This is a genomic window from Patescibacteria group bacterium (assembly GCA_018817715.1).
Lineage (GTDB): Bacteria > Patescibacteriota > Patescibacteriia > Veblenbacterales > UBA10138 > JAHITT01.
Genome location: JAHITT010000006.1, coordinates 177,692 through 195,085, shown reverse-complemented (window position 1 = coordinate 195,085; position 17,394 = coordinate 177,692). Strand labels below are relative to the sequence as shown.

The 17,394-nt window shown below is 36.5% G+C and carries 17 protein-coding genes and 1 other annotated feature; of the genes, 16 read left to right on the top strand and 1 reads right to left on the bottom strand.

The genetic code is table 11. The features are described 5' to 3' along the window. The first annotated feature begins 217 nt into the window (after nucleotides 1-217). From pgk to rplL, 12 genes are all read left to right on the top strand, one after another. Entirely contained in the window at nucleotides 218-1,402 is a 1,185-nt protein-coding gene (gene pgk / locus KKC17_04045; GenBank protein ID MBU1039362.1) for a phosphoglycerate kinase, read from the top strand. Nucleotides 1,403-1,406: 4 nt separating this feature from the next. Beyond that, nucleotides 1,407-2,666, top strand: coding sequence for a phosphopyruvate hydratase (eno, locus tag KKC17_04040; GenBank protein MBU1039361.1), 1,260 nt, complete (start codon nucleotides 1,407-1,409; stop codon nucleotides 2,664-2,666). A 4-nt stretch (nucleotides 2,667-2,670) separates the two neighbouring features. Further along, nucleotides 2,671-4,239 carry a 2,3-bisphosphoglycerate-independent phosphoglycerate mutase gene (gene gpmI, locus KKC17_04035; GenBank protein MBU1039360.1) on the top strand — a complete coding sequence of 523 codons (1,569 nt, stop codon included), beginning with the start codon at nucleotides 2,671-2,673 and terminating at the stop codon, nucleotides 4,237-4,239. A gap of 2 nt (nucleotides 4,240-4,241) precedes the next feature. Continuing rightward, on the top strand, nucleotides 4,242-5,822 hold the full coding sequence (gpmI, locus tag KKC17_04030; protein MBU1039359.1) for a 2,3-bisphosphoglycerate-independent phosphoglycerate mutase: 1,581 nt from the start codon (nucleotides 4,242-4,244) through the stop codon (nucleotides 5,820-5,822). A 6-nt stretch (nucleotides 5,823-5,828) separates the two neighbouring features. Then, nucleotides 5,829-6,686, top strand: a complete 858-nt coding sequence (mutM, locus tag KKC17_04025) for a DNA-formamidopyrimidine glycosylase (protein MBU1039358.1) — start codon at nucleotides 5,829-5,831, stop codon at nucleotides 6,684-6,686. 4 nt (nucleotides 6,687-6,690) lie between these two features. Further along, complete coding sequence (locus KKC17_04020) at nucleotides 6,691-7,227, top strand: phosphatase PAP2 family protein (GenBank protein ID MBU1039357.1); 537 nt, start codon at nucleotides 6,691-6,693, stop codon at nucleotides 7,225-7,227. A gap of 37 nt (nucleotides 7,228-7,264) precedes the next feature. Beyond that, complete coding sequence (locus KKC17_04015; GenBank protein MBU1039356.1) at nucleotides 7,265-7,888, top strand: protein-L-isoaspartate(D-aspartate) O-methyltransferase; 624 nt, start codon at nucleotides 7,265-7,267, stop codon at nucleotides 7,886-7,888. A 60-nt stretch (nucleotides 7,889-7,948) separates the two neighbouring features. After that, on the top strand, nucleotides 7,949-9,016 hold the full coding sequence (locus KKC17_04010) for a hypothetical protein (GenBank protein MBU1039355.1): 1,068 nt from the start codon (nucleotides 7,949-7,951) through the stop codon (nucleotides 9,014-9,016). Between the two features lie 12 nt (nucleotides 9,017-9,028). After that, nucleotides 9,029-10,072 (top strand): endolytic transglycosylase MltG, encoded by a 1,044-nt coding sequence (gene mltG, locus KKC17_04005; GenBank protein MBU1039354.1) that lies wholly within the window; start codon nucleotides 9,029-9,031, stop codon nucleotides 10,070-10,072. A 207-nt stretch (nucleotides 10,073-10,279) separates the two neighbouring features. Then, nucleotides 10,280-11,254 carry a lytic transglycosylase domain-containing protein gene (locus tag KKC17_04000; protein ID MBU1039353.1) on the top strand — a complete coding sequence of 325 codons (975 nt, stop codon included), beginning with the start codon at nucleotides 10,280-10,282 and terminating at the stop codon, nucleotides 11,252-11,254. Between the two features lie 77 nt (nucleotides 11,255-11,331). Beyond that, nucleotides 11,332-11,490 (top strand) — a sequence feature (ribosomal protein L10 leader region). Between the two features lie 3 nt (nucleotides 11,491-11,493). After that, on the top strand, nucleotides 11,494-12,015 hold the full coding sequence (gene rplJ, locus KKC17_03995; protein MBU1039352.1) for a 50S ribosomal protein L10: 522 nt from the start codon (nucleotides 11,494-11,496) through the stop codon (nucleotides 12,013-12,015). Nucleotides 12,016-12,061: 46 nt separating this feature from the next. Continuing rightward, nucleotides 12,062-12,466 carry a 50S ribosomal protein L7/L12 gene (rplL, locus tag KKC17_03990; protein MBU1039351.1) on the top strand — a complete coding sequence of 135 codons (405 nt, stop codon included), beginning with the start codon at nucleotides 12,062-12,064 and terminating at the stop codon, nucleotides 12,464-12,466. A gap of 81 nt (nucleotides 12,467-12,547) precedes the next feature. Here the strand turns inward: rplL and KKC17_03985 are convergent, their stop codons facing one another. Continuing rightward, nucleotides 12,548-14,701 (bottom strand): hypothetical protein, encoded by a 2,154-nt coding sequence (locus tag KKC17_03985; GenBank protein MBU1039350.1) that lies wholly within the window; start codon nucleotides 14,699-14,701, stop codon nucleotides 12,548-12,550. A 119-nt stretch (nucleotides 14,702-14,820) separates the two neighbouring features. On the opposite strand from KKC17_03985, the gene KKC17_03980 reads away from it, so the two are divergent. The 4 genes from KKC17_03980 (at nucleotide 14,821) to mraZ (ending at nucleotide 17,377) form a co-directional block, all read left to right on the top strand. Beyond that, nucleotides 14,821-15,387, top strand: coding sequence for a hypothetical protein (locus KKC17_03980; protein ID MBU1039349.1), 567 nt, complete (start codon nucleotides 14,821-14,823; stop codon nucleotides 15,385-15,387). A gap of 10 nt (nucleotides 15,388-15,397) precedes the next feature. Then, nucleotides 15,398-16,300 (top strand): DMT family transporter, encoded by a 903-nt coding sequence (locus KKC17_03975; GenBank protein ID MBU1039348.1) that lies wholly within the window; start codon nucleotides 15,398-15,400, stop codon nucleotides 16,298-16,300. A gap of 6 nt (nucleotides 16,301-16,306) precedes the next feature. After that, on the top strand, nucleotides 16,307-16,684 hold the full coding sequence (locus tag KKC17_03970) for a hypothetical protein (GenBank protein MBU1039347.1): 378 nt from the start codon (nucleotides 16,307-16,309) through the stop codon (nucleotides 16,682-16,684). Between the two features lie 261 nt (nucleotides 16,685-16,945). After that, nucleotides 16,946-17,377 carry a division/cell wall cluster transcriptional repressor MraZ gene (gene mraZ / locus KKC17_03965; GenBank protein ID MBU1039346.1) on the top strand — a complete coding sequence of 144 codons (432 nt, stop codon included), beginning with the start codon at nucleotides 16,946-16,948 and terminating at the stop codon, nucleotides 17,375-17,377. Nucleotides 17,378-17,394 lie beyond the last annotated feature (17 nt).

Sequence of the window (17,394 nt, the reverse complement as noted above, 5' to 3'; positions counted from 1 at the left end):
AAAAAGTAAAAATCAAAACGGAAAATGATAAATCAAAATGGAAAAATTTTGAATTTTAAGTTTGTCATCTTGGTGTTTGATTTTTAATTTTTTTAATATTTAGTTAATTAAATATTTAAGTAATGCTTAAGTTATTTGTTAAGCTCCATGGATAGCGGCGAAATGTTTATTTATTAGTCATTAGTTTTTTTGGGCTAAATGTTTTATAATATACGATATGCCTATTAATAATATTTCTCAGATTCCAAAGCTTAAGGGTAAGTTGGTTGTAGTGCGTTTGGACGTTAATGTGCCACTTAGTGGTAAAAAAGTTTTGGATGATAGTCGTTTAAGGCAAGCTGTGCCGACTTTACGTTTTTTAATTAACAGAGGTGCTTACCCGATTATTGTCGGCCATTTAGGCCGGCCACAGGGTAAAGTAGTGTCTGATTTATCATTAAAGCCCATTGGTTATGCTTTGGGCAAAATAATGCGCCAGCCAGTTAAGGTTTTACCTTTATCTTTTGGTTCTTTGGCTATTAAACAGGCGGCTAAGAAAAATTTGATTTTATTAGAAAATATTAGGTTTGAATCAGGTGAAGATAAAAATGAACCCTCTTTAGCTAAACAATTAGCCAGCTTGGGGGATTTATACATTAATGAAGCTTTTTCGGTTTGCCACAGAGCGGCCGCTTCTTTGGTGGCTATTACCAAGTATTTGCCAAGTTATGCTGGTTTAGCTTTAAGTCATGAAATTGATTGTTTGGAGCAAGTAATAAAAAAAGGAACCAAGCCAGTGGTTTTATTAGTGGGTGGCGCTAAAATAGCTGATAAATTGCCGGTTATACAAAAATTATTACCGCGTTGCCAATATATTTTAACAGCCGGGGCGGTAGCTAACACTTTTTTATTAGCTCGTCGCAGGGAAGTTGGCCGATCTTTGGTAGATAAGAAAAGTTTATTAGCGGCTAAAAAAATATTAAAAAAGGCTGGCAAAAAAATATTACTGCCGTCTGATGCTCTAGTGACCAAGTGGCCATTAAGTACTAAGCAGGCTTTAGTTAAAAGTGTTACTTTAGTTAAAAAATCAGAAGCTATAGTGGATATTGGCCCTCAGACTATTGCTGATTACGCTGTGGTTCTAAAAAAAGCTAAAACAATTTTTTGGGCTGGTCCGTTAGGGCTGACCGAAGAAATAAAATGGTCGCATGGCACTAAATCTTTAGCTTGGTTAATGCAGGCGCGTAGTCAAGGAGCTAGGGCTTATGTGGTAGCTGGTGGCGGTGAAACAGCGGCTTTTTTGCATCAAGCTAAATTATCTTTGAATCATATTTCTACAGCTGGTAGCGCTTTGTTAGATTTTTTGGCTGGCCAAACACTGCCGGCTTTAAAAGCTTTAGGTTATTTAAAGAGTAAAAAATAAAATTATGGCAAATTTTCCATTAATTAAAGATTTAACAGCCAGAGAAATATTGGATTCGCGAGGCAATCCCACTTTGCAGGTGGCGGTAGTTTTAAGTGATGAAAGTGTTTATAGCGTGGCCGTGCCTTCCGGAGTTTCTACTGGCCGGCATGAAGCTTGGGAATTAAGAGATGGTGATAGTAAGCGTTATAATGGTTTGGGTGTTCTTAAGGCAATAGATAATGTTACAACGGAAATAAAAAGGGCCTTAAAAGGTCGGTCAATGGCGGAGATAAAAAAATTAGACGAGTTATTATTGGAAGTAGACGGTACGGTTAACAAATCAAAATTAGGCGCCAATGCTTTATTAGGTGTTTCTATGGCTTTAATGAGAGCGGGCGCTGGAGTGGCCGGGCAACCTCTTTATATTTATTTGGCCGATATTTTTGGTTTTAAAATAACAGATAATTTACCCGTGCCCATGATGAATGTAATTAACGGCGGTTGTCATGCGGATAATGGCTTGTCTTTTCAGGAATTTATGATTGTGCCGAAGCGGATTGTTAAGGGAAAGTTTTCTGCTACAGAATCGGTTCGCGCTGGGGCTGAAATTTTTCACATTTTAGGAAAAATATTAAAAACTAATAAACTCAATACTAATGTTGGTAATGAAGGAGGTTATGCCCCTAATATTAAAGAGGCTAAAGAAGTTTTAGGTTTGTTACAGCAAGCTATTTTAGAAGCTGGTTATAAATCAGCCGAGGTTGGTTTGGCTTTAGATGTGGCGGCTTCAGAATTTTATGAATCAGGCGTCTATACTTATCAAGGCCAAACCATTACAGCCGATGGTTTAATAAAATTGTATGATAGTTTATCCAGAGATTTTAATTTAATTTCTATAGAAGACGGTTTAGCCGAGGATGATTGGCACAATTGGAAGATTATGACCGAGCAGTTGGGTAAAAAATTAATGTTGGTAGGAGATGATTTATTTGTTACTAATTTAAGCCGTTTAAGGCAGGGAATTGTGGATAAAACAGCTAATGCTATTTTAATTAAACCTAATCAGATTGGTACTATAGGGGAAACAATCATGGCTGTTAAAGAGGCTCAGGCTAATAATTATAAAGTAATTGTTTCACATCGTTCTGGCGAAACAATGGATGATTTTATAGTGGATTTGGCTGTGGCCGTTGGGGCCAATTATCTTAAAGCTGGCGCGCCCAGTCGGGGAGAGAGAGTAGCTAAATATAATCGGTTAATGACTATAAACCAAGATAGGTAATAATATGACTAAACAACAAAAACCAGTAGTACCTTTGGTGTTAGCGATTTTAGATGGTTGGGGTAGATCACCCCAGAAATTAAAGAATAATCCTTTACTAATAGCTAAGACACCTTTTTTAAAAGAGGTCGAGAAAAATTATCCTTCAGCTTTATTAGCGGCTAGTGGTAGTGCCGTGGGGTTACCCAAGAATCAAGATGGTAATTCAGAAGCTGGGCATATGAATATAGGCGCTGGCCGAATAGTGGATCAGGATGCGGTTATTATAAATAAAAGTATAGCCAATGGTAGTTTTTTTCGTAATAAGGCTTTGCGAAGCGCTTTTCAGCATGTTAAAAAAAATCGTTCTTCGCTTCATTTAATGGGTTTGTTATCTAATTATAATAGTGGCCATGTTTCACCTGATCATTTAATAACCCTTTTAAAAATGGCTGAACGAGCTAAGTTTAAAAAAATATTTATTCATTTTTTTACTGATGGCCGAGATTCAGCCCGGTATGACGCTTTAAAATTCATTCAGGAAGTAAAGAAAAACTTTCAAAACGGTGAAGTGGTTTCTACAATTACCGGACGTTTTTATGCCATGGATAGAAAAAAGAACTGGTCGGTTACTGAACAGACTTATAATTTATTAACTCAAGGTAAAGGGTTAAGTGATAAATCAGTTGAGGATGCTATTAGGCATGCTTATAATCGTGGCGAGAGCGATGAATTTATTAAACCGACTTATCTAAAAACAGCTGGACGAAGTAGCGGTTTAATAGGAGATAATGATGCGGTCATTTTTTTTAATCTTAGGTCGGATCGGGCTCGACAGTTAACCAAGCCTTTTGTTCAGTCGCGTTTTGAAGAAATTAACCCCGGGGCCTTTAAAAGGCAAAAAGTACTTAAGAATTTATGTTTTGTGGCTTTGACTGATTTTGGTCCAGATTTGGGCAATACTTTAACAGCTTATCCTAGTGAAAATATTAAAGGTACCTTGCCCATGGCTTTAAAAAGATTCCGGCAATTTTATATAGCTGAAAGTGAAAAATTCGCCCATGTGACCTATTTTTTTAACGGTGGTTATGATCAGCCAATAGCGGCTGAGGGGCGGCTGGTAATTCCTTCTGTTAATGTTATGTCTTATGATAAAAAACCTGACATGTCGGCCAAAGAAATAACTAAAGAGGTTGTAAGGGTTTTACGCAATAAAAAGTATGATTTTATTACTTTAAATTTTGCTAATCCAGATATGGTTGGCCATACGGGTAACACTAAAGCTTGTATTATAGCTATGGAAACAGTAGATAAATGTTTGGCCAGAATCGGCCATGAAGTGGCTAAGCATCATGGAGGCATGTTAATTACAGCCGATCATGGTAATGTAGAAGAAACTGTTAATTCAAAGACTGGTGAGGTGGATACCGAACATTCAACCAACCCGGTACCCTGTTTATTGTATCAAGTTGATTGGCGTGACCGCTGTTTTAAAAAGAAACAGGGGGTCTTAGGTGATATTGCGCCAACTATTCTTAGTTTAATGAAGGTGCCTCGGCCAAAAGAAATGACTAGGCCAGGATTGTTGTCTTAATTATGTCAGAAGGAAAATTATTTAAACCTGTTGTTTTGGTTATTTTAGATGGTTGGGGTGTGGCTCCGCCTTCGCCAGGCAATGCCATTAATCAGGCTAATATTCCAGTTTTTAAAAGATTAATAGCTACTTATCCGACTTGTGTCTTGCAGTCTTCGGGTGAGGCGGTTGGTTTGCCTTGGGGTGAGATGGGTAATAGTGAGGTTGGACATTTGACTATTGGTTCGGGAAAAATTTTATATCAGGATTTATTGCGTATAAATCATAGTATCATTAATAAAAGTTTTTTTACCAATCCGGCCTTATTAAAAGCTATAGCTCAAGCTAAGCAGTCGGGCAGTCGGTTGCATTTATTAGGTTTGGTTAGTTCGGGAGGTGTGCATAGTTCTATCGATCATTTGTATGCTTTGTTGGATTTAGTTAAGGACAACGGATTAACTGATGTGGTAATTCACGTTATTTTAGACGGTCGGGATACAGCTTACAATTCCGGAGCCGGGTTTATTAAGGACTTAGAAAATAAAATAAAGAAAAATAAATGCGGCCGTATTGTAACTGTTATGGGTCGTTTTTTTGCCATGGATCGGGATAATCATTGGGATAGAATTCAGGCGGCCTACGAGGCTTTGGCTAAAGTTCAAGGTAAGCCGGCTATCAGCGCTGCCCAAGCTATAAAAAGTTCTTATGCTTCTCGTGTTTACGATGAGGAATTAATACCCACGGTAGTTAAAGATAAGACTTTTGATTATCCAGGGTTGCAAGATAACGATGTTGTTATATTTTTTAATTTTAGATCCGATCGGGCCAGACAATTAACACAGGCTTTATCAGTACCTGGTTTTGATAAGTTTAAAGTTGAGCCAGTGAAGAATTTGCTGATTGTCACCATGACGGAATATGATAAGAATTTGCCAGTAGAAGTTATTTTTCCTCCAGAAAAAGTGGAGTATCCTTTGGCCAGGATTATAGCGGAAAATAATTTGCGACAACTTCATCTAGCAGAAACAGAAAAATACGCTCATGTAACTTATTTTTTTAATGGCGGACAAGAGCAGCCTTTTGCTGGGGAGGATCACGCTTTAATACCGTCGCCAGTTGTGACTTCTTATGATCAAAAACCGGCCATGTCGGCTCGGGCTATAACGGATCGGTTTTTACAAGAAATCAGGCGAGGTTTGTATGATTTTATAATTATTAATTATGCTAATGCCGATATGGTTGGGCATACTGGTAATTTACCGGCTACTATTAAAGCCGTGGAAATTTTAGACGAATGTTTGGGGGAAATAGTGGCGGCGACTTTGGAATTTGACGGTACTATTTTTATTACAGCTGATCATGGTAATGCTGAAGGGTTAATAAATTTACAAACCGGTTCAGTGGATAAAGAGCATTCTAATACGCCAGTGCCTTTTATTATCGCCAGTCGTCAACTGCAACATAAGGCTTTAGCTGGCCAGCCCGTAACCGATGATTTAAGTCAGTTAATACCTTTAGGGGTATTGGCTGATGTGGCGCCGACTATTTTACATGTTTTGAATTTACCTAAAAGTAAGGAGATGACAGGTCAAAGTCTGTTGTAGGATTTTATGCCCGAATTGCCGGAAGTAGAAACCATCAGGCAGGATTTAAAAAAGCTGGTGATTGGCCGGACTATTAAAGAATTGTTAGTTATAGATAAAACAGTTTTGCGTAACCAGCCTAAAGATTATCAGCAATTTTTTAAGGGATTAAAAATAAAATCAGTTGATCGGCGGGCTAAACTTTTACTATTTCATTTAAGCAGGAGGGTTAGTTTAGCGGTGCACTTAAAAATGACTGGTCAAATAGTTATAAAAACCAAAAAAGGCCTGGCCAGCGGGGGTCACCCTATTAGCGGTGTTACTACAGTGCCGAATAAATTTACGCGTTTGGTTTTAAGTTTATCTGGTGGTTTGAACCTTTATTTTAATGATGTGCGCAAATTTGGTTATTGGTTATTTTTGTCAGAAGGGGCTTTGTCAGCTTTGTTAAAAAAATACGGACCAGAACCGTTGTCTAAAAATTTTACTTTACCGATTTTGACGGATAATCTTAAAAAACGGTCTGGTTCTTTGCTAAAGGCGGTTTTGTTGGATCAATCGGTAATAGCGGGCTTGGGCAATATTTATGTTGATGAGAGTTTATTTTTGTCAGGTGTTAAGCCTGATCGGCGAGTTAAAAGTTTAACGTCTTTAGAAATTAAAAAAATTTATCAGTCAATTAAGTCGGTTTTAAAAAAGGCTGTTAAGGCGCGGGGTACTTCTTTTAGTAACTATGTAGACGCTATTGGCCGGCCGGGCAGTTATTGGTCTAAACGTTTAGTTTATGGTCGAGCTGGTCAACCTTGTCCTAATTGTAGCCAGCTGATAAGTAAAAGTCGTGTAGCTGGTCGAGGCACTCATTGGTGTTCAATTTGTCAAAAATAGTTGTATGGATGAAAAAATAGTAAATTTTTTATATGCTTTAGCCAACTCTTCACCAGCTTGGTCTTTGCTTATAATTTTTCTAGCCGTGGTTTTAATTTGGTTAATGTTATTTTGGTATATTATTTTAATTTTTAGAAAAAACCAGCGAACTATTTTTGATTTAGCTATAAGTTTAGTTGGCGCTGGATCATTTTATGTTTTTTTATTAGTGGTTAATTTTTTGTGGTTTAGGCCCCGGCCCTTTGTGAGTCTTGGTTTTACCCCTTTGATTAATATGTCTCCCTTAAGCAGTTCTTTTCCTTCTGGGCATGCTGGTTTAGCTTTTTTGTTAGCTTATTTAGTAGCTAAGTATCAGCCGACTAGTAAATGGTTGGCTTATAGTCTAGCTGGTTTAGTGGCTTTAGCCAGGCTGGGGGTGGGAGTACATTATTTTACTGATGTTGTAGTTAGCGCTTTTTTAGGAATTTTATTTGGTTATTTAGTTTGGATTATAAAAGAAAAGTTATTAAACTGGCGGTTTAAAAAAATAGCCAAGCTATAAATTAAGTGTTACCCTTTAAATTGTAGGAGCCTTTATTATGTCCAGCCAAAAAGAATTACTAGAAGGTCTTTTAGGCAGGGGATTATTGAAATCAACTGAATTAAAAGAGGCTTGGTTAAAAGTAGACAGGGCAAAATTTGTACCGCCGGAGTTTATTAATCAAGCTTATGAAGATACTCCCTTGCCACTTGGCAAAGAGCAAACGATTTCTCAGCCGTCGGTTGTAGCTTTTATGTTGGATTTGTTGGCAGTAAAAAAAGGTATGAAAATTTTAGAAGTCGGCAGTGGTTCTGGTTTTGTTACGGCTTTATTGGCCACCTTGGTTGGACCTCAAGGAAAAATTATTTCTTTGGAAATAATTTCTACTTTAGTTGAGCAGGCTAAGCAGAATTTATCTTTTTATAATTATGCCAATGTTAATTTGTTAGCGGCTGATGGTAGTGGTGGTTATAAAAAAGAAGCACCTTATGACAGGATAATTTTATCAGCCGCGGCTCAGGAGCTCAAAGAGGAATTATTGGAGCAATTATCCGATACTGGGCGTTTAGTGGCGCCAGTTGGTCGCCATGAACACAGTTTATTGGTTTGGCAAAGGCAAAAAAATAAAATCATAAAAAAAATTTACCCCGGTTTTATTTTTGTACCTTTGGTTTCGGCTTAAGATGGGCGGAAGTAATTTGTCGTTTTTGTTGAATTACGATAGAATATTTAAACTTTTATTATGAAATTGTTAATTTTAGCTGGCGGTTCAGGTACTAGGCTTTGGCCTTTATCTAAATCGAACAATCCCAAGCAAATCCAACCCTTTTTTGATGATTTTACTTTATTGCAACATACTTGGCGTCGCTTGCGCCAGTCTTTTAAAATAGAAGATATTTTTGTTTCTACGACCTTGGTTAATTTGGCAGCTGTAAAAAAACAATTGCCAGAATTACAGAACAATCATTTAATTGTTGAGCCACAATCTAAAAATACCGCGCCAGCTATTTCTTTAGCAGCTAAAGTAATAAACGAAATTTATCCAGGTGAGGTAGTGGGTACTATTAATAGCGATCATTATATTAAGCGGGTAGCTGGTTACTTAAAAGTTTTGCGCCAAGCGGCTAAGATTGTCGAGAAGTCACCGGAAAGTATTTTATTAATTGGTTTAAAACCAAGTTATGCTGAAACTGGTTATGGTTACATAAAAGTCGGCCAAACGATTAAAGGATTAAAGCCGGCTTGCCGAGTAAAAAAATTTACCGAAAAACCGTTACTTGATCAGGCGGAAAAATATTTAGCTAGTCGGGATTATTTGTGGAATTCGGGAATTTTCTTTTTTAAACCAGTTACCTTGGAAAAGAACTTATCGATTTATGCGTCGGCTATTTTTAAATTTTTAAAAACTCAATCGATTTTAAAAAAAACCGATTATTATACAGTTTCGGCTAATTCTTTTGCTAAATTAAAATCAATTGCTTTTGATTACGCCGTAGTGGAAAAAATTAATAATTTACTGGTTTTGCCGGCTGATTTTGGCTGGGTGGATGTTGGTAATTGGCGTTCGGTTTTTGATATCATTAAGAAAAAAACTCAAACTAATGCTGTCAAAGGAAAGTATTTGGGTTGGCAATCGACCGATAATTTGATTTATAGTTTAAGTGATCGTTTAATAGCTACAGCTGGAATTAAAGATATGGCCGTTATAGATACCAAAGAAGTTCTTTTGATTTGTCCGATTAATAAAGCCCAGGCTGTTAAAAATTTGGTGGCTATGTTAAAGCCAGCCGATTTAATAAAATATTTATAGTTTTGAACAAATATGTTTTTTAACAAACCAAAGCGTAATTTTTTTAAACTATCAGCCATTGGTTTATTTATAGTAGTTTTATTAAGCGGTTATGTGTTTTGGCAATTTTATGTGCCGGTTGGATCCGCGGGTTCTTTAACACCTGTTTCCGTGGTGGCTGGTGAAGGTGTTAAACAAATTGGTTATAATCTTTGGCAGAACAATCTTATTCGTAATCGTTGGTGGTTTGAAACTTGGGTATGGCTTAAAAGAGCCGAAAAAAAATTCGTGGCTGGCGATTATTTATTACCTAGCGATGCCAATGTAGTTAATATCACCAAGCTTTTAACTGGTGGGGTTAGGCCGGCGAATGAATTATCTTTAACCTTTATTGAAGGTTGGACAATTAATCAGATGGCTGATTACTTAGCTAGTAATGATTTAACAACGGCTAAGGATTTTAAAGCTTTGACTAATAAACCGGCGGATTTTTTGGTTAAATATCCTGACTTAAAGCCGGCTTTATTTGCTGGGGCTGTAAAAAATGGCAACTTGGAAGGTTATTTGTTTCCCGATACTTACCGTGTTTATCGTTCGGGTAAGCTAGAGGATATTTTGGAAAAAATGTTAAGTCATTTTCAAAAACAAATAAATGAGGATTGGCTTAAAGAATTAGACCAGCGACAAATTTCCCTTCATAGTTTGGTTACTTTGGCCAGTATTGTGGAAAGAGAAGTTCAAACGGATATTGATCGAGCTATGGTGGCGGATATTTTTTGGCGCCGCTTAGCCGTTGGTCAGGGTTTGCAGGCTGATTCAACTGTTAACTATGCCACTGGTAAAAGTTCGCCAGCAGTTTCTTTGCAGGATTTAAAGATTGATTCTCCTTATAATACTTATAAATATCGTGGTTTGCCGCCAGGACCAATTAGTAACCCCGGTTTAGTGTCTTTGCGGGCCAGTCTTTTCCCTAAAGCTAACGATTATTGGTATTTTTTAACTACTCCGCAGGGGCAGGTTATTTATTCTAGAAATTTTGACGAGCATAAAGCAGCCAAGCAAAAATATTTAAGATAATTTAAATTAGTCTATTAAGACTTTAAAAAAACTTTTCCAAGATGGTGAAGAGTTATTTTAAAGTTTTTATAAATATGCTAAGGAATAGTATTTAGTCAGTCGTAAGGGGAGGCGATAATTTAGTTGACAGAGTTGGTTTATCAGTATTAAGGTAGTAGGAAAGCTAAAAAGATAATAAAAAAGTAAATTAAAAATAAAGGTGAACAAATGAAAAACGATAATAGGTTTATCATCGTATTTTTTGTCGTATTATCAGCTTGGTTGGGTTATAGTCTGGTTAAAAATACGGAAAAAGACTTGATTATCAGGCAGCTTGATAAACAGAACAGTATTTTGATCAGTCAGCTGGATGGCGCAAAAAGTTTAGCTGACAGTTTAAGTCGGGGGCAGTTGATAAATTTTGTTATTAATCCCGAGGAAAAAATTTTATTTTGCGACAGCCTATTTACTATGCAAAATGAATTTATCAGGGAAAGGTTACAAACAGAAATAACTTTTCTTTTGCAACGCCAACAGTTTTTGCTTTTGTCCTGGTTAAGGTCGGGTCGGTATTTTGATTTATTTGAAAATGAATTAACTGTTGCCGGTTTATCTCAGGATTTAAAGTACCTGGCCTTGTTGGAAAGTGGTTTGGATCCGTCTATAATTTCGGTGGCTAAAGCGGTTGGTTTATGGCAATTTATAGAATCAACTGGCCGAAAATATAATTTGCCGGTTAAGCAAGGCTTGGATATGCGGCGCGATCCTATAGCGGCTACCAAGGCAGCGGTTAAACATTTGGCTGATTTATATCAAGCTAATAAAAGTTGGCCCATAACTCTGGCTTGTTACAACGCCGGTTCAGCTAGGGTGCAAAAACAGATGTTAGAACAAAAAACTGATAATTATTTTGTTCTACGGCTGCCAAACGAAACTCGGCGATATTTTTTTCTGATTATGGCTGTTAAATTAATTTTTAGCCAGCCGGATAGATTTTTACCTGGTTTGATCGATGTACAAAAGTATGATTCTCTTTTTAAAAGAATAGCCAAAGTTAGTATTAAGTTGGAAAAAAATATTAAAATTGATGATTTAGCCAAATTAGTAAAAGTTGACCCATTGATATTTATGGAAACTAATCCATCTTTTACTGGTAATTTGGTGGTGAAAGGTAACCATCGAATTAATGTGGTTGTTAAGTAACTTTTAAGGCACTGCTAGTAATAGCGGTGCCGATTTTATTTAAAACCTTGACATAGCTAAATTGTTGCTATATAATTAATTTCGTAAATAAATAGCCACAGACAGCAGGTCCCCGCCTACGCGGGGTTAAGCCTCAAGGGCCTGCCGAGGCCTATTAGCCACTAGCTATTAGATAATATAGCTAAAAGCTTTTATAAGTCTGTGGAAAGTATCCTCAGATTTTTTATTTTTATAAAATTATGGCAAAATCACGTTCTAGTAAAGTAGCCACGGCTAATTCTTTAAGCCAATCTTTAACAACAGCCAAGGGTATTGTTATGGCTGATTTTACCGGTTTGGGTGTTAAGGATTTGCAAGAATTGCGTAAAATTTTACGCGATAAAGGAATTAGTTATGAGGTTGTTAAAAGGACTGTTTTAAAAAGGTCCTTAGTATCAGCTGGTTTAAAAGAGGCTTCGGAAGTTAGTTTACCTAATGGCAGTGTTAGTTTGGCTGTTAGTCAGGTAGATGAAGTAGAGGCTGCCAAGTTATTAGCTGATTATGGTAAAAGTCATGATAAGTTTAAAATTTTGGGAGGTATTTTGGAAAAGGTTTTTGTCAACGCGGATAAAGTTAATGAATTAGCTAAATTGCCTAGTAAGCAAGAATTGCTTGGTCAGGTGGTTGGTACCATAGCTGCACCGTTAAGTGGTTTTGTTAATGTTTTGCAAGGCAATTTGCGAGGATTGGTGCAGGTATTTAAAGCAATGTCTAGCAAATAAATTTATTTATTATTTTTAATTTAATTATTCTTAATCTGAAGAAATTATGTCAGAAGATAAAAAAGAAGTTGTAGTGCCAGCTAAGTTTGAGAAATTAGTGGCCGAAATAGAAAAACTTTCGGTACTAGATTTGGCTGAGTTGGTAAAAGTGCTTGAAGAAAAATTCGGCGTTTCCGCCGCCGCTCCAGTTATGGCCGTAGCTCCAGCTGCCGCCGGCGCTCCAGCTGCCGCTGAAGAGAAGGATTCTTTCAATGTGGAGTTAACCGAAGCTGGTGCTAATAAAATTAGCGTCATTAAGGCTTTGCGTGAAATAACCGCTTTGGGCCTTAAAGAAGCCAAGGATATGGTAGATGGCGCTCCTAAAGTAGTTAAAGAAGGCGCTCCTAAAGAAGAGGCTGAGACTATGAAGAAAAAATTGGAAGAGGCTGGTGCCAAAGTGACTTTGAAATAAATAATTCAAGCCGGTTTAAAAAACACCTTGTGTTATATAACACAAGGTGTTTTTGTGTAGTTAATTATTTATTTTTTATTGTTAACTTAAGTAGCCAGCCAGTTCTATTTTATAAATAGACCCTATGGAATCAAGCAGGTAAATAATTTGGCTTTTGGTATCCAGTGTAAAATCCTGTAAGTTATTAATTTCCGGGAAGTAAAGTTGTATTATTAACTGGCCTTGTTTATTTAGTATTATTAGGCGTTTGTCCTGACGACTCAGTAAAAAAATATAATCGTTATTTATTTGTGTCCAAAGTTGCGACAATTTTTGCAGGGGTGGATCAATTTGTTGCAAGGAAAAGTCGTTTAATAACCCGGAGGTATATTTTTTAAGATCATTGGCTGTAATAATATAAATAGAACCATCCACACCAATAGCCAAACCGTCTGTTATTTCACCTTGTGAGGCTTTAAGCCAACGAGCAGTATTTAAGTTATTACCTTGAGGGCGACTACGAAAAATGGTTTTTAATTCGGCATCCAAGTAATAAAGTTTTCCATCATACCAAGTAGCGGCTAGGAGAGCGGGTGGGTTTGATATTAAACTAACTTGGCTTTGTAAATTATTAAACAAGGCTAATTTGTTATTAGTGCCTTGAAAAAGTAAAGGGCCGTCATTGTCGGTGATAAAAGCATTTTTTAATTCTATCAGTTCGGTTGGCAAGTCGAATAATTTTTTAGTTTTACCTTGGTTGTCCGTTTGGTAAAGTTGGCCTTGAACGCTATAGCTTAAAAGAGAATTTTGTTTAAAATTTAAGCCAAGCCAATTTTGTTCTTGAGGAAGCGTACTGAATTTTTTTAAGTTGACCAAGTCTGCTTTTCTTTGCAGTCGATTTTTTAGAGTTGTTAAATGTTCTTGTAAAACTTTATATTGAGCTTGCCTAGAAGAGGAGTTGCGCGGTAATTGTTTAAGGAGGTTTTCTGCTTCGTTTAGATAATTTTGTGCTTTATCATCATCGTGATAGATTAAGGCTGCTTCTAAACCAGCTTGTTGTTCGGTTAAATTAGTAACTAATTCATTGTAAAGTTCGCTGTCTTTTAGGTTAAGCCGGTCACGACCTAAAGAAATAATACTGGTAGAAAAAGCTGTTAGTAAAAGAACGGCCAAGATAAAGGTTATTTTTTTTGTTAAAGATAGTCGACGCCATTCTTTTATCTTATGGCCTAAATAATTAGCTAAAGTATTTTTGGCTGTTTCCCGGCTGGTTAGCCAAATTAGTTTAGCTAATGTTTTTTGTAAATTTTTATTAAAGGTTTTTATTTTGGCTAATATATTTCCTTGGTTTGGTTTAATTTTAGGAGGGAATACTGGGGTTGGAGTAGCAACGGGTTGATTAATGATTTCTGGGGAAACTAAATTATCTTTCATTGGTTTGACTGGAGCTATGGACGCAATCGGTTTAGTTTGGTTTTTTAGTAACTTATTTTTTAAATATTGCCATAATTTTGGTTTAAGCAGTTGAGAGGTGGCTGATTCGGTGCTAATTAATTTATCTAAAGATGGAGCAGTACCGCTAGGTAGAAAAACTGAACCAAAACGTAAAGCGATTATACCCAAAGGTGTGCTATGGGGTAGTTGGTTTATGTATTTTTCTATGTCTCGTAAGGCGGCTCCCGGATTTTGTGAATTAAGTGTTTTTTGTAATTTAGTTATAGAAAAATAATCAAGCAGGCAAGTGCTGGCTAAAATAAAACTTTCACCAGCTTCCAGTCGGCCACTGGTAATTTGTTCAAAGGTTGGTTTACTTATTGGTTTACCGGTTGGCCCACTTTGATTGATTAGGTTATTTATTTTATCGGATGTTATTAGAAGGGCATTTACTCGACCGACAATAGATAAAGCTAAGTTATTTTCTTGTAATAAAGCCACGGCTAAGTGATAGCGTGGTGCTAAGGGGTTACCCATTAATCTTTTTTTTGCTTCCAAAACAAAATTTAAATGAGCTAATAATTGTTCCAAAAGATTATCGGCCGGCAGATTTTGTAATGATAGTTGAGGCCAATGTTTTTCAATTGTTTGTGTTAAGGTAGCTACAAAATCTTGAGCTAAGGCTGGTGAAATATTTAATTCAAAGAGTACCAAAAGAGTACCGTTAGTGGCTGGCCAGACGGAAGTGGTAATTTTTGTGTCTTTGGTCGGTATATTTAAAGTAGCTACTTTGGCCGTCGGGCCAATGGCGTTGTTAGACATAAGGACTTTACCTATAATTATACTTTGAGTATACTATAGCTGTTCTCTTAAGTTTAGGGTAGACCATTCTACTAATAGCTTAGGACATTTGTTAGTTTATTAAAAGTCATAATATAATCATGCTTGAACAATTATTTGGTTCGCGGACAAGAGTGAAATTATTGAAGTTTTTTTTGGAAAATCAGGACAGTTCTTTTTACGTGCGTGAGTTAACTCGTAAAATAGACGAGCAGCTTAATTCTGTTCGTCGTGAATTAGCCAATTTGACTAATTTAGGCATGATTACTCACCAGCAAAAAAACGATAAAAAGTTTTATCAGTTAAGTCCGTCTTTTGTTTTGAATGCAGAGTTAAAAGCTTTATTAACTAAGTCTCAGCTTTTAATTGAACAAGATTTAATTAAGCGACTTAAAGAATCGGGTAAGTTACGTTTTTTGGCTTTGACCGGACATTTTACTGGTGCGAAAAATATGCCAACCGATATAATTATAGTTGGTCGAGTGGATAAAACTTTGCTTAACCGAATAATTCAACGTTTTCAAAAAGAAGTTAACCGAGAAATTAATTATACTGTTTTATCTACTCGTGAATATAATGAAAGACGTAGTTTAGGTGATAAGTTTTTGGTAACAATTTTAAATAGTAATAAGGTTGTAGTGGTAGACGATATCAACCAGGAAGATTAGCGGGTTATTTATGAATGGGCAGTCTCTTTTTATAATTGGTGCCGCTTTACTTTGGGCGACGGATAGTCTTTTGCGTTTGCCGTTAACTCAAAATTTAACTTCGGCTGCTATTGTTTTTTGGGAGCACGGGATAGCTATTTTTATAGTTGGACCAATTATTTTTTATAATTGGTCTAAACTGAAGGAAATTAAGGCTCGGGAGTGGTTGGCTATTATTTTTATCGGTTTAGTAGCTTCGGCCTTGGCTACCTTGGCTTTTACCGCTTCTTTTAAATATTTAAATCCTTCGTCCAGTATTTTATTAATAAAGCTTCAACCGTTAGTAACTTTTTTACTAGCGGCTATTTGGCTTAAAGAAAAATTACCCAAGCATTTTTGGTATTGGGCGATTTTAGCTTTGGTTGGTGGTTATTTGGCAGCCTTCTCTTTTGCTTGGCCGGTTTGGCCAATAGGGTCTAAGCTGGCTTGGTTAGGGGCTTTATTGGCAGTTACGGCGGCTGTGAGTTGGGGGTGCGCTACAGTGGTTGGTCGTTATTTGGTTAATAATCTTGATTATCGATTAGTAACAGCCTTACGTTTTTTAATAGCTTTGCCAGCTTTGGCTATTTTATTATTTTGGCAACAAGGGTGGTTAGGTTTTTCTTTGCCCCAATCAAGCGATCTTATTAAATTAGGACTTATTTTGTTAGGTCCTGGTTTGGGTGCAATGTTTTTATATTATTTTGGCTTGCGCAAAACACCAGCTTCTTTGGCGGCTGTTTTAGAATTACTGTGGCCGGTTATTGCTGTGGTTTTAAATTGGTATTTTTTAAATCAACCTTTGTTAGCTGGGCAATTGGTTGGTGGTTTTATTTTGTTAGCAGCCATTGGTCGTTTGACAGTTTGGCCCTATTTTAGGATTAAATCCATATAATTAATTATGTATTTATTAGTGGACGCTGTTACAACCAGGGATTTATTGTTGCTTCTGGTGGATGGTCAGGGTAAGTTAATTAGTCGTCGTTTAATAAAAGAGGGTAGTTGTCGTGAAGTTTTTTTAAATAAATTGGTTGATTTTTTATCTGACCAGCAAGCGACTAATAAAATAATAGGTTTAGCTGGTGTAAATGAGGGAGGTACTTTTTCTCAAGTTCGTCAATCTTGTGTTTTACTTAATGCTTTGGCTTGGGCTTGGACTGTGCCAGTAATAACTTGGTCAGGCCAAGACAAAGTTTTTTTGGCTATTATCCAAAGAATAAAAAAGGCTGAAATAGGTTCTTTTATTCAACCTCGTTATTCAGGTCCGGGAGTGGGGTAGGTAGGTATAAGTTGTTTAATTTTGTTTTTTTAGTTTAGCTATAAAAACGTTACAGGAATAATTTCCGTAACGTTTTTGGTTTTTTAAGCTATCCGATATTTACATTTAGCTTAGTTTATGGTGTTGACAGTTGGAAATAGGTGGTGTAAAATGGGATAAGAAGGTAGAAAGGTGGATAAATGTGGGGATAAGTTGATAACTGGCCTAGAGAATTGACTTTTTGTTTATTTTTTAGTTTTTTAAGGGCTTAATCGCAAATTTATGTTTATTGGCGAATATCAACACGCGTTGGACGACAAAGGGCGGTTAGCCGTACCGGTTAAATTTAGACTTGAATTAAAGAGTGGAGCAGTTGTTACCAGAGGGTTGGACAACTGTTTATTTGTTTATACTAAATCAGCTTGGAATGTTTTGGCTAAAAAATTAGCTAATTTACCGATTAGTCAGGCTAATACTAGAGCTTTTGCCAGGTTAATGCTGGCTGGTGCCATGGATGTGGAAGTAGATAGTCAGGGTCGGGTTTTGTTGCCTGATTATTTAAGATCTTATGCCGGTTTAAAAAAAGAAATAGTAGTAGCTGGTTTATACGATAGATTGGAATTATGGGATAAGTCACGTTGGGCAATTTATAAAAAAACAACCGAAAAGTCTTCTACGGCTATTGCCGAAGCTTTGGGTGAACTAGGTGTTTAATAATTGGCTCTAGATGC